The sequence below is a fragment of the Trinickia sp. EG282A genome (genome assembly GCF_040965455.1).
Taxonomy (GTDB): domain Bacteria; phylum Pseudomonadota; class Gammaproteobacteria; order Burkholderiales; family Burkholderiaceae; genus Trinickia; species Trinickia symbiotica.
Genome location: NZ_JBFRCC010000001.1, coordinates 1,583,598 through 1,596,096, shown reverse-complemented (window position 1 = coordinate 1,596,096; position 12,499 = coordinate 1,583,598). Strand labels below are relative to the sequence as shown.

The window sequence follows — 12,499 nt, the reverse complement described above, 5'->3', positions numbered from 1 at the left end:
ACTTTGCGGCGTCACGTAATGCGCCGAATGCTCTCGGCGATTTCCTCGCGATCGAATACCTGCTTCCAGTCGTCGCGCATGAGCCGCGGCTTGCCGAACGTAATCGCCTTGTTGCAGGCATCCGAGAATGCGCCGGGGATCTCCTTGAAGATGACCGCCGCCAAAATGTTCATATGGCCGAGCAGAAAATCGCGTGCGGCTTGCGCGGGCACGCCGCGCTTGACGGTCTCGTCCATCGCTTCGCGCATCACGTCGAGCAGCGTCGCGCACACCGTTTCCGAAAGCCCAGGCTCGAGCAAGGCCATCTGCTCGACGCTCAGGCGATAGGAACGCAGGATCGGCGCGTAGATCGTTTTCGCCACCTGCTCGCCGAGATCGAAGGCCTCCTCGGGGCCCTGCATCAACGCGCTGGTGATCGATTGCTTGGCGTAGGCGCCGCCGAAGAAATCGCGTCGTGCCTTCGGATCGGCGTCGTCATTGAAGATCAGCGGATGACAGGGATGCGCGACGAAATAAACGAGGTCTTTCCGATCAGGCAGGTGGCCCGCGAAAGGGGCGGCCGCATCGAGCGTCATCACCATCGTGCCGGCCGGCAGCTTCGGTGCGATCTCATGGCTCAGCTTTCCGATCAACGTGTCGGGCACGGCCAGGATGACGACGTCGGCGCCATCCAGCGCTGCGTCAACACTGACGCATTCGACGCCGAGTTCGTCTTTTAGCCGCTTGCGTCCCCCCTCGCTGACCTCGACGTGCGCGACGCGGTAGTCCGATTTCAGCAGATTGTTCGTCAGGCGGTAGCCCATCTTGCCGCCCGCGCCGAATAGCGCGATCTTCTCGTTCATTTAATTCTCCGATGGAGAGTCGGTTCGAACACCGATGGTGATTGGGTAGGCGCTTCAGCCGCGAGCCTGGCGGCCGATCGCCGATTGCTCCCCGTCCGTGCGGGTCGCCTAAGCGGCCGCTGGTATAATGAGTACACCATCTTGGGTGACGAGCGGATACTAGGGAATTTACTGAGCCCTCAGTCGAAGCGGACAGGCGGAAACGGGAAACGAGCGGCCGCGAACCGCTCGGATAGCTAGACGATCGCGCAGGCTTCGTCGAAATCGAAGCGAGGACTGCGCGGGAACAGCCCGGCCGGATCGCCATAGCCGAGGCAGCAGAGGAAGTTGACGCGCAACGAAGTGCCGGCGAAAAAAAGCGAATTGATCAGCCGCGCATCGAAGCCCGACAGCGGTCCGCAGTCGAGACCGAGCATGCGCGCAGCCAGAATGAAGTATCCGCCCTGCAGCGAACTGTTGCGCAAGCAGGTTTCTTCCGCGAGCGCAGGTTGATCGCGAAAGAGATCGCCAGCATTCGGACGGTGCGGAAACAGCTTGGGAAGTTGCTCGTAAAACGCGGTATCGTGGGCGATGATCGCGACGACGGGCGCCGTCCGGACTTTCTCGACGTTGCCCGGCGAGACAGCCGATAGCAGCTGCGCGCGCGTATCCGCCGAACGCACGAACGTCACTCGCATTGGCGAGCAATTCATGCTCGTCGGGCCCCACTTGGCCAATTCATATAACTCGCGCAGCAGTTCGTCGGATACCGGGCGCGCGAGCCAGGCGTTCTGACTGCGGGCATGCGTCAACAATTGCTGTCGAATGGGGCTATCGAGGGGTTTCGCCGTCAACGCATGCTCCAGTTCCGCTCTGCTCACAGCGCTGCCCCGCTCTTCGAGCGACTGGCGCCGATCATGAAAAACGCGACGAGCGCGGGCACCTGACTCTTGTTGCGCCACGCGTGCCGCGTGCCCTGTTGCACGACGACATCCGTCGGGCGCAGCAAAGTCTCTTTTCCATCATCGACTTCCAGCCAAATTTCACCGGACAGCACGATCGCATAATCGACCGTATCGGTCGTATGCATGCCCGGGCAATCGGGCTCGAACGTGCTGGCGAGATCCGGCATGCGCGCAATGCATTCCGCACCCGCCGCGGCGGGATCGAAATCCGGTGCGGCCATCGTGCTGTCCGGCGGAAATGTGACGATCAGCAGACTCGTTCCGCCCGCTTCAGGCAGCAAGTTGGTCTGCCCTTCGGTCGGATCGGCACCGCTCGCAGGCGAAACCGGCGAACTGGGTGTCGTCCATACTTGAGCGAAGGCGTGCCCGGGAATCGATTGAAACGCGACGGTACGCGGCGTCGGACCGTCGTAAAGCAAGACGGACCGGCCGCTGTCGTCATGACCGGTTACGACTCGTCTGATATGCATGAATATGCTCGACGGAAGAAAGAAAAATAATCGATGCGCCTGGCGCGACGGCTCATCGCGACGTCAGGCACATACGTCCCTGCTCAAGGGCAAATCACGTAATTGCTGAAGCCGCCGTTGCGATTCTCGATACCACCGAGCGCAGTGTTGATGTCTTCGAGCTTGAAGACGCAATGTTCGAATACCGATAAATCGACGACGCCCGACTCCACCATATCGGCCATCTCCTGGCCTTGACCCGCGGTGAACCAAGCAGAGCCGCTGAAGCGCTGATCGTTGTCCATCATATAGTGCAGGTTGATCGGGACTTCGCCCGCCACGGCGCCGATGTTGATCAGATGGCCGCCGCGCCGCAGTGTCTTCAGCGTTTCGCGCAGCGTCTCCTGCGGCGCGCCTGGTCCCAATGCATCGATGACTGCATCGATACCCGCACCCCGCGTCACACGCGCGGCCCATTCGCTGACCGAGCCATCATCCAACGACATGACTTCGATGCGCTCCGGCGCAATGGCTTTGACGCGCTGCAGGAGTTCGCGGTTACGTGCCGTGCCGAGTATCTTCTTCGCTCCCATCGCGAGCCCGAAGAGAGCCACGCCGATGCCGAGCGTCCCGCTGATACCGTTCACGAGAATCGTGCTGCTGGGCCCGACTTCCGCCTTTTTAAGCGCCCGATAGGCCGTCCCCAAGTAGCCGAACCTCGCGGCGGTTTCGTGACTCAGGTTGTCGGGGATCTTCACGAGACTATATTGCGGAGCGGTCATGTATTCGCACAGCCCGCCGTACGGGTAGTCGTCGAATATCGCCTGCGAGCGTTCGCTGAATCCGAAATAGCCGTTGAATGTGTAGTAGGGACACGCGGTGGTGTCACCGGAACGGCAAGCGCGACACCCTCCGCAATAGCGAGCGGGGTTCACATAGACGCGATCGCCTGGATTGAACGCATGAACTTGACTTCCTACCTCCGCGACGACCCCGGTTGCATCGAGACCAAAAATGGCCGGCAGCTTCGGCAACGGAAGATGCGGGAACCACTTCTCCCAATTGCTCAACACGTTGCCGAGATTCGGCACAATCCCACATGCCTTCACCTGCACGAGCGCGTCGGTCGGTCGCGGCGACGGCACGGGAATATTCTCCACCACCATCGGCTCGCCTACATGGTGCATGCGCGCCGCCCGCATCATCTTCGTCGTCATCGTTTGTCTCCTGTTTTATCTAAAAGTGCACACTATTTCTTTTTGTGCACAAAGCGAATCATCGTTTACCTGAACGCTAGCGCAGGCCGTCCAGCCCTTTGACTTGCGATGCTTGCAAACCACCCAGCCGCGCATGAACGCGCCCGCCCGTCGCCATGGCCAGCGCAAAGGCGATTTCGTTGCGACGCGGGCCGTCCCACACCGTGACCTCGCATGTTCCGTAATGGCTTCGCACATAGGAAGCCTGAATGTGCCCGAGCGGAACCATCAGGCGCGTGCCGACTGCGCCGATCGTTTTTGCGGACGGCACGATCGCCTTCGGCGCGCCCAGCGTTTCCCTCATGGCCCATCCGCCCGCCTCGTGCCAAACGGCGCCGTGTTCGAGTTCGCCGTCTTCACCGACGATCGCGCCCTTCCCATAGGCCTGAACTTTCGACGCGCCGCCCAACTGAGCGACGAGACGCGACGACAGCTCAGCTCCGAGCTGACGCAATTCGCTCATGAACGGCAATAGATCCGGCTCGTACCGCCCCGCGTAAGGATTGGCGACGATCGCCGTTGCCACGGCGACCATCAACGGCTCTCCCAGCCGGTCACCGCCCTCGTGCCAGACCTCTTCGACGTCCAGCTTGATCTTTCTTACATTCACTAGCGACATCCGTTGCTCCCAGGAAATGGTCCGTCCGCATCGACTTCCGACGGTGGCGCCGTATCGCACACCGGCGCTTGCATTATATCCATCGCGGTGTAATATGCACAAAAATATCTTTTACGCTCTAAAGGAGCAAACGTATGAAATTGATCTCGTACCGAAATCAAGGCCGATCGGGGTTCGGCGCGGTCAAGGACGACGGCGTCGTCGATCTGACGAAGCGTCTGCCGGCCGTTGCCGATCTCGCCGCGCTCGTATCGAATCCAGCCGAGCTCGCGCAAGCGCGGCGGCTCGTCGATACAGCGTCGCCCGACTTTGCGCTCTCGTCGCTCGCGCTCGAACCGGTCATTCCCAACCCGAGCAAGATCATTTGCGTTGGCATCAACTATGTCGCGCATGCCGCGGAGGCCGGCCGCACCGTGGGCCAATACCCTGTCATCTTCCACCGCTTCGCGCAAACGCTGGTCGCGCACGGCGCTCCGATCATCCGTCCGCGCGTGTCGACCCAATTCGACTTCGAAGCGGAGCTGGCTGTCGTGATCGGCAAGGGCGGCTCGCACATCAAGCCGGAAGACGCCATGGATCACGTCGCCGGCTATACCTGTTTCAACGACGCGAGCGTGCGCGACTGGCAATTCCATACGCACCAGTACGGGATGGGCAAGAACTTCCGCGGCACGGGTTCGCTCGGTCCGTGGCTTGTCACCGCGGACGAAATCCGCGACTATCGCGAGCTCTCGATCCAAGGATCGCTCAACGGCGAATGTTTGCAGACGGGAAAGCTCTCCGAGCTCGCGTTCGACATTCCCGGATTAATCGCTTACGTATCGCAGGCACTCGACTGGCAACCCGGCGACATCCTGGCGACCGGCACCCCGAGCGGAATCGGCTTCAAACGTCAGCCGCCGATTTTCCTGAAGCCGGGGGATACGTTCGACGTCGTCATTCCGGGCCTCGGAACACTGTCGAACCCCGTCGCGGACGAAGCGTGAACGCGTGAACGTGAACCAGAACGAAACGAGACATCCGGAGACAGGCATGACGGCATTACCGAAAATTCAGTTCACGCATTGCGGGATCTTCTGCAGCGACCTCGAGAAGATGGTCGATTACTACCGCAAGTTTCTTGGCTTCGTCGTCAGTGACAAAGGGGTTGCCTCGACCGGCCACCGTCTGTACTTCATGACGCAGGATCCCCGGATCCATCATCAGCTCGTGCTCTTTGACGGGAAGCCGACCGATCTGCCGTTCAATCCCGTCAATCAGCTCTCGCTGCTGCTCGAATCGCTCGCCGATCTGCAGTCTTACTACCGGCGCGCCGTGAGCGCCGGCGTTCAAGGGATTGAGCAAGTCGATCACGGCAACGCATGGTCGATCTACTTCAAGGATCCCGAGGGCAATCCGCTAGAGTTGTATGTCGACAGCCCGTTCTTCACGGCACAACCGTGCCGCGAGCCGCTGAACCTCGATCTTTCCGCGGACGAAATCCTCGAACGAACGGAAGCCATGTGCCGCCGCCGCCCCGGCTTTTTGTCGCGCGAAGCCTGGATAGCCGAGATGCGCGCGCGCATTGCCGCCCAGCGTGTGGCGTTCGATGCGTAGGTGCGGCGCGTCTCGCGTGCGCTTGCGGAACAGTATTCGATAAGGAGGAGACGTGGACTTCGATTTGATCATCGTCGGGCTCGGTCCGGTGGGCGCCGTCGCCGCGAATCTTGCCGGCGAGGCCGGGTTGCGCACGCTCGTGCTCGAAAAGTCCCTGACGGTCTTCGATAAGCCGCGCGCAATGGGCTTCGATCAGGAAGTCATGCGCATCTTCGGCGATTTGGGGCTCGCCGATAAAATCGCACCTTACGTGATGCCCTATCGACCTTCCGAATATCGGACAACGAATTCAAGCGTGATTCGGCGCATCGAGGCGGCAGAGCCACCGTTCCAGTTGGGCTGGGCGCCCAACTACGTGTTCATGCAGCCGCAGATCGAAAGCACGCTGCGGGACAATCTCGCCCGCTTCCCGTCCGTGACGATCAACCTCGGTGCGCACGTCAACGCCGTGACGTCTGGCGAAGACGGGGCATCCGTGACGGTGACCGAGTCGCCGAGCGAGTCGAATGCACCGTGCACGTATCGATCGAGCTACGTGCTCGCGTGCGACGGCGGAACGAGCCCGATCCGAATGGCGCTTGGTCTCGAGATGGAAGACCTCGACTTCGACGAACCGTGGCTCGTCGTCGATGTTGTCCTCAAAAACGGGTGCGGCGCGAGCTTACCGAAGACGAATGTCCAGTATTGCGAAATCGACCGCCCTTGCACGTTCGTGGTAGGTCCCGGCCAGGTTCGGCGCTGGGAATTCATGATCAATCCCGGGGAAACGCCGGCGCAGGTCATGGAACCTGCGTTCGTTCGCCGGCTCATTTCGCGCTGGCTCGACGAAAGCGAGTACGACATCTGGCGAGCTTCGTCCTACCGTTTCCACGCGCTAGTCCTGCGCCAATGGCGCTCCGGCCGGGTGTTCTTCCTCGGCGATGCGGCGCACATGACCCCACCGTTTCTGGCCCAGGGGATGTGCCAAGGGATTCGCGACGCGGCCAATCTGATTTGGAAGCTCGCGCTCGTGAACCGCGGCACCGCAGCCCCTCTCCTACTCGATACGTATCAGGCCGAGCGACTCCCGCATGTGAAGCAGACGACGCTCGTCACCAAATCGCTGGGCAAGCTTATCTGCGAGCGCGATCCGGCCGCCGCGCGCCAGCGGGATGAACGCTTGCTCGAGGAAATGGCGGCGAATCCGCGCGGTACCGTGCGGCAATCGCTGATTCCTGGACTCGCCGCAGGCTTCTTGTCCGCATCGGCTCACGGACCGCGCGGTCAACTGTTTCCGCAGCCGCTCGTCAAATTGCCGGACGGTCGTCAATGCCTGCTCGATCAAGCGACCGGCGCAACGTTTCGCCTCGTTGTCTCGAACGACGTCGATGCGGCCGTCATCGCGCGTATCGCAGAGGAATGCGATGCCGTGCGCGACATTCCGGTAGAGCTGGTCGTGATCGGCACAGAGCCAGTTGGGACGAACGCACCGCCGCACACCTTCCAGGATTCGGACGGCATGCTCGTGGGTTGGATGCGACGGCACGCTTGCAGCGCGGTTATTGCTCGACCCGATCACTATGTGTATGGGGCTTCCCGCCAAGCCGAAGAGGCGTGCGCAATGATCCGCGAGCTGGCCGCGGCGCTCGGAGCGGGTAAGCCACACGAGAATCCGGCCGCTGCCGCCTGCGCTTGATCCTCAAGACAACCCGTGCGGCGCGAGGGATGGATGACCCTCGCGCTTTCGCTGGACCAATGAAAGCGCCCTATATTGCATATGGCCACATTTTGCGCATAAAATGACGTCATCCACAATTCCGTAGTCTACCTACACTCATGGACTCGACACCCGTCTCGAACGGTGCACCGCTGATTGACGTTGCCTTTGCCCGGATGAAGACGTCCATCATCCGTTGCGAACTCGCCCCGGGCAGCCGGCTCAAGGTCGAAAGCCTTTCGAAGGCATATGGCCTCAGCAGCTCGCCGATTCGAGAAGCCTTGAACCGGCTTGCGCAAGACGGCATCGTCCAGGCGACGGAAAATCGCGGCTTTTGGGTTGCCCCGATCAGCCTCGACGACTTCAAAGACATCACGCGGATGCGCGTGCTGCTCGAACATGAAGCGCTCAGCGATTCCATCGAGTACGGCGGCGAAGAATGGGAAGTGGCCGTCCTGACGGCATTTCATCGATTGAGCCTTGCCGAGAAGCGTCTCGGCTCGGGCCCTGTCGCGCTCGACGACGACTGGTCGGAACGCCACCGCGCCTATCACCTGGCGCTGCTATCGGCGACACCGAGCGCCCTGCTCTCGAATATGATCGCCTCGCTCTTCGATCGCGCAGAACGTTATCGCCGCTATTCCGCGCTGCACCGGACCGAAGAGCGTCATAAGAACAGTGAGCACGAGGCAATCATGAAGGCCGCGATCGACCGGGACAAGGAAAAGGCCTCGCGGCTCTTGCGCAAGCATATCGAAGGCACGCTGGCACGCGTCGCCGCAGCGCTCGAACGGCAATTGGCCACGGTGCAGTAAGCAAGTGCCACGCTGATTCGGGACCGCGCGGCATTCCATTGCCGCAATATCGGCGAGGCCGTGCATCGCCTCGCCGATAGGCGTTTCATCAAAACACCGTCTGCATACCGATCCGACCGACGAACTGCGAGCGACCGCTCGACGGGCCGAACGTCCCGTTGATGACCGCATTAGCGCCCGCGTTGGTCAGCTGATAGGCGCCTTGCGCGTAGACCGCGGTGCGCTTTGATAGGAAGTACTTGGCCACCGCGCCGAACTGATGCGCATGATTGTGATCGACGCCTGCGTTGCCCCACATGTAGGTATACGCAAAGCTCGTCGAGAATGCGGGCGTGAAGCTGTAAAGCGCCCCTGCTTCCGCGGCGTTGACAGCCGCACCGTTGTGCGAATTGCGCGTATTCGTGAAGAGTGCCGTCAACAGCAGCGTGTCCCCCTTGTATTTCGCGCCCAAACCGAAGTTGCGGATGCTGTCGCCGAGCAGCGCGGCATAGCGTACGTCCGTATAAGCCGCGCCGAAGGCGAATGGCCCGGCCGCATAGCTCGCACCGACACTGTCCGCGCTGTTTTGGCGAAAGTTTCCCGCCGTGCCGCCAAAGGCATACATGCCCCCGAACCGCAATCCACCGAAGAGCGGGCTCGTGTATTTCACCGCGTTGTTCAACGGCGTGTCGCCGTTCATGCGATCGAAGTCGAACGCTTCGTCGGGCGGTGAGTCCGGAATGCCCAGCTTGGCGAACGGACCGTCGCGAAACTGATAGAAGCCCCCGCCATACATTGCGATGTCTGCGCCGACGTCGCGAAAGAGTGTCTCGACCATGAAGTCGTATTGCCGCCCTAACGTGAGCTTCCCGTACCGATCGTTATCGAGCCCAACCCAGGCGTTGCGAGCGAAAAGCCCCGTTCCCGTTCCTCTTCCGTTCGTCGCCTGTGCGACGAGATTGCCCTGCAACGTGAATTGCGTCACCAACTCGAAGACCGCGTGCGTGCCGTTACCGAGATCTTCGCTGCCCTTGAAACCCACGAGATTCGGCAGCGCGATGCCGTCGTCGAGCCTCCACGCCGAATGCCCGCCGATATTACTGACGTAAGACACACCTGCATCGAGCAAGCCCCACAGCGTCACGCTGCTCTGAGCGTGCGCACTTGGCACGATGCCGGCGCACGTTCCCGCTGCGATTGTCGCCGCAGCCATGATTCGCTTCTTCACTATTGTCTCCTCCGAGGTCGACCGCATGAACGTATATGCATATCCAACTCACTTACACGTAATAACGTATTTTGTGCATATTCTATGAAAACGTCAGCAACGGTCAATGCCCTCGGGGGCAAATCGTGGTCAGTGTTTACGTGTGTTTGCGGCGCGCTCGTCAATGGCGCCTGGAAAGCGGCGAATGTTCGCTGGAAAACAGAGTGAAACGATGCGTGCAGGCTAATGGGGGTAGGTGTCGTGCCCGACCTTGCGTCGGTTTGCGGGTGACGTCGAACGCCGCGGTCGATCCGCCCATTCGTCGAACTGCCCCACTCCGCGCTGCCCGGCTTCGTCCTTCGCCGTGCGAATTGCGTCATAGAAGGTCAGTTCGGAAGCGACCTGCGCCCGATCGACAGTCACGACCCACCTGCCGAACGCAAAGCGCCAGCGAATGCGTCGCTCTTCGAGCAGTGCCGAAAGCCAGCGCCAAGTCGACGCATCTTCGGCATTGGCGGCGGCGGCGGCATCCCGCCGAGCTTGCTGCATAGTGTTCATATCGCAGGGACGTGCGCAATCCCACGCCGCATGTGCTCCGCGCCGCCAATGCGCATCGCCCGCCTATTCATATCGCGCGCTTTGCATGCAAAGCATCGATTTCCGCGGCGGTTGCGCCGAGCCAATCCGACAATACTTCGTCGGTATGCTCGCCGAGCGTCGGCGGTGCGTGCCGATACTGCACGGGCGACTCTGACAGCCGAATCGGGTTCGCCACGAGCGGCACCTGCTTCGCCAATGGGTGAGGCATCTCAATGCGCATTCCGCGCGCCTGCACGTGAGGATCCGAGAACACTCGATCGAGCGTATTGATCGGGCCGCAGGGCACGCCGGCGGCTTCCATCGCGGCCACCCACTCGTCGGTCGTACGGCGCACGGTCATGCCGTGAATCAGCGCAATGAGCTCGTTCCTGTGCTTCACGCGCTGGGGATTGGTGGCAAAGCGCTCGTCACCGGACCATTCCGGCTTGCCCAGCGTCTTGCACAAGCTCGCGAACTGACTGTCGTTGCCGACTGCCACGATCATGTACCCGTCGGCTGTCGGAAACTCCTGGTACGGAACGATATTCGGGTGCGCATTGCCCATACGCCGTGGCGCGACCCCGCTCACCAAGTAGTTGGCCGCTTGATTCGCGAGACACGCGATCTGTACGTCGAGCAACGCAAGGTCGATATGCTGCCCTTCCCCGGACTGCTCGCGGCGCTTCAGTGCGGCCAGCACCGCAACCGTCGCGTACAGTCCCGTCATGATGTCCGTCAACGCGACGCCGACTTTGAGCGGGCCTGCGCCCTCCATGCCGTCGGGACGGCCGGTGAGACTCATCAAACCGCCCATGCCCTGGATCAGGAAGTCGTAGCCGGCGCGCGACGAGTAAGGCCCCGTCTGCCCAAATCCGGTAATCGAGCAATAGACGAGTCGTGGATTGATCGCGTTGAGGCTGGCGTAGTCGAGCCCATATTGCGAGAGGCCGCCCACCTTGAAGTTCTCGAGCAAGACATCCGCCTTGCTCGCCAGTTGCCGCACGACATCTTGGCCTTCCGGGTCGGCCAGATCGATCGTCACCGATCGCTTGTTGCGGTTGGCGCTCAGGTAGTAGGCCGATTCGCCGGTCGATTCTCCCTCGGGATCATTCAACCACGGCGGCCCCCACGCACGGGTATCGTCGCCCGCGCCCGGACGCTCCACCTTGACGACATCGGCGCCCAGGTCGGCAAGCAACTGGCCGGCCCACGGGCCCGCGAGCACGCGCGAAAGATCGAGAACGCGTACGCCGGCGAGCGCCCCCGGTTGCAGGATTTCGTTCATTGCTGTTAGAAAGCGGCGATGCCGGTGATGGCGCGCCCGAGAATCAGCGCGTGAATATCGTGCGTCCCTTCATAGGTATTGACGACTTCGAGGTTCACGAGATGGCGAGCGACGCCGAACTCGTCGCTGATGCCGTTTCCGCCGAGCATATCGCGCGCCATGCGGGCGATGTCGAGCGCCTTGCCGCACGAGTTGCGCTTCATGATGGATGTGATCTCGACTGAGGCCGTCCCTTCGTCCTTCATGCGGCCGAGCCGCAAGCAGCCCTGCAAACCGAGCGCAATCTCCGTTTGCATATCCGCGAGCTTCTTCTGGATCAACTGGTTCGCGGCGAGGGGCTTGCCGAATTGCTTCCGATCCAGCACGTATTGACGCGCGCGGTGCCAGCAATCTTCGGCCGCTCCGAGCGCACCCCAGGCGATACCGTAACGCGCGCTGTTCAGAGACGTGAAGGGGCCCTTCAAGCCGCGCACATCGGCGAACGCATTCTCTTCCGGGCAGAACACCTCATCCATGACGATCTCTCCCGTAATCGATGCCCTCAATCCAACCTTCCCATGAATCGCGGGCGCGGACAGTCCCTTCCAGCCTTTTTCGAGCACGAAGCCGCGAATCGCACCTTCGTCGTCCTTCGCCCAAACGACGAAGACATCGGCGATCGGGCTGTTCGTGATCCACATCTTGTTGCCCGTCAGTTGGTAACCGCCTGCTACCCTTCGTGCTCGCGTCACCATGCTTCCGGGATCCGAGCCATGATTGGGCTCCGTCAAACCGAAGCAGCCGATCCATTCTCCCGTGGCGAGCTTCGGCAGATATTTCTGTTTGACGGCTTCGCTGCCGAATGCATTGATGGGCACCATGACGAGCGAAGACTGGACGCTCATCATCGAGCGGTAGCCCGAATCGACGCGCTCCACTTCGCGCGCCACGAGACCGTAGCTGACATAATTCAGACCGGCGCCACCGTACGCTTCCGGTATCGTCACGCCGAGCAGCCCGAGTTCGCCCATCTCTCGAAAAATGGCCGGGTCTGTTCGCTCATTGCGAAACGCTTCGAGCACGCGCGGCGCGAGACGCTCCTGGCAATAGGATCGCGCCGACTCCGCGACCATGCGCTCTTCTTCGCTCAACTGCTGCGTCAGCAGTAACGGGTCGTCCCATTGAAACGACGAAGATTTGTGCTGTTGACTCATTTCTGGCTCGGAACTGTTGATCGTTCCATCAATCTATCG

At 61.3% G+C, this 12,499-nt stretch carries 13 protein-coding genes; 4 read left to right on the top strand and 9 right to left on the bottom strand.

Features of this window, described 5'->3' with window-relative positions; genetic code table 11:
* Positions 1-11: 11 nt before the first annotated feature.
* The 5 genes from AB4Y31_RS07315 to AB4Y31_RS07295 all read right to left on the bottom strand — a co-directional run bounded on the left by AB4Y31_RS07315 (position 12) and on the right by AB4Y31_RS07295 (position 4,110).
* On the bottom strand, positions 12-842 hold the full coding sequence (locus AB4Y31_RS07315; protein WP_368673306.1) for a phosphogluconate dehydrogenase C-terminal domain-containing protein: 831 nt from the start codon (positions 840-842) through the stop codon (positions 12-14).
* A gap of 236 nt (positions 843-1,078) precedes the next feature.
* Complete coding sequence (locus tag AB4Y31_RS07310) at positions 1,079-1,675, bottom strand: malonic semialdehyde reductase (protein ID WP_368673305.1); 597 nt, start codon at positions 1,673-1,675, stop codon at positions 1,079-1,081.
* A gap of 23 nt (positions 1,676-1,698) precedes the next feature.
* Entirely contained in the window at positions 1,699-2,256 is a 558-nt protein-coding gene (locus tag AB4Y31_RS07305; RefSeq protein ID WP_368673304.1) for a cupin domain-containing protein, read from the bottom strand.
* Positions 2,257-2,339: 83 nt separating this feature from the next.
* Positions 2,340-3,452, bottom strand: a complete 1,113-nt coding sequence (locus AB4Y31_RS07300; RefSeq protein WP_368673303.1) for an alcohol dehydrogenase catalytic domain-containing protein — start codon at positions 3,450-3,452, stop codon at positions 2,340-2,342.
* Between the two features lie 76 nt (positions 3,453-3,528).
* Positions 3,529-4,110 (bottom strand): amino acid synthesis family protein, encoded by a 582-nt coding sequence (locus AB4Y31_RS07295; protein WP_368673302.1) that lies wholly within the window; start codon positions 4,108-4,110, stop codon positions 3,529-3,531.
* 134 nt (positions 4,111-4,244) lie between these two features.
* Here AB4Y31_RS07295 and AB4Y31_RS07290 point away from each other — a divergent pair, with 134 nt between their 5' ends.
* The 4 genes from AB4Y31_RS07290 (at position 4,245) to AB4Y31_RS07275 (ending at position 8,217) form a co-directional block, all read left to right on the top strand.
* Entirely contained in the window at positions 4,245-5,096 is an 852-nt protein-coding gene (locus AB4Y31_RS07290) for a fumarylacetoacetate hydrolase family protein (protein WP_368673301.1), read from the top strand.
* 46 nt (positions 5,097-5,142) lie between these two features.
* Complete coding sequence (locus AB4Y31_RS07285) at positions 5,143-5,706, top strand: VOC family protein (RefSeq protein WP_368673300.1); 564 nt, start codon at positions 5,143-5,145, stop codon at positions 5,704-5,706.
* 52 nt (positions 5,707-5,758) lie between these two features.
* The gene (locus AB4Y31_RS07280; protein ID WP_368673299.1) at positions 5,759-7,381 is read left to right on the top strand and encodes a bifunctional 3-(3-hydroxy-phenyl)propionate/3-hydroxycinnamic acid hydroxylase; all 1,623 of its coding nucleotides are present in this window, start codon (positions 5,759-5,761) and stop codon (positions 7,379-7,381) included.
* A gap of 140 nt (positions 7,382-7,521) precedes the next feature.
* The gene (locus tag AB4Y31_RS07275; protein WP_368673298.1) at positions 7,522-8,217 is read left to right on the top strand and encodes a GntR family transcriptional regulator; all 696 of its coding nucleotides are present in this window, start codon (positions 7,522-7,524) and stop codon (positions 8,215-8,217) included.
* Positions 8,218-8,305: 88 nt separating this feature from the next.
* On the opposite strand, the gene AB4Y31_RS07270 is transcribed toward AB4Y31_RS07275, so the two are convergent.
* From AB4Y31_RS07270 to AB4Y31_RS07255, 4 genes are all read right to left on the bottom strand, one after another.
* Complete coding sequence (locus AB4Y31_RS07270; protein ID WP_368673297.1) at positions 8,306-9,409, bottom strand: porin; 1,104 nt, start codon at positions 9,407-9,409, stop codon at positions 8,306-8,308.
* Between the two features lie 237 nt (positions 9,410-9,646).
* Positions 9,647-9,952 carry a hypothetical protein gene (locus AB4Y31_RS07265; protein ID WP_368673296.1) on the bottom strand — a complete coding sequence of 102 codons (306 nt, stop codon included), beginning with the start codon at positions 9,950-9,952 and terminating at the stop codon, positions 9,647-9,649.
* Positions 9,953-10,028: 76 nt separating this feature from the next.
* The gene (locus tag AB4Y31_RS07260) at positions 10,029-11,267 is read right to left on the bottom strand and encodes a CaiB/BaiF CoA transferase family protein (protein ID WP_368673295.1); all 1,239 of its coding nucleotides are present in this window, start codon (positions 11,265-11,267) and stop codon (positions 10,029-10,031) included.
* Positions 11,268-11,272: 5 nt separating this feature from the next.
* On the bottom strand, positions 11,273-12,460 hold the full coding sequence (locus AB4Y31_RS07255) for an acyl-CoA dehydrogenase (protein WP_368673294.1): 1,188 nt from the start codon (positions 12,458-12,460) through the stop codon (positions 11,273-11,275).
* Between the last annotated feature and the right edge of the window lie 39 nt (positions 12,461-12,499).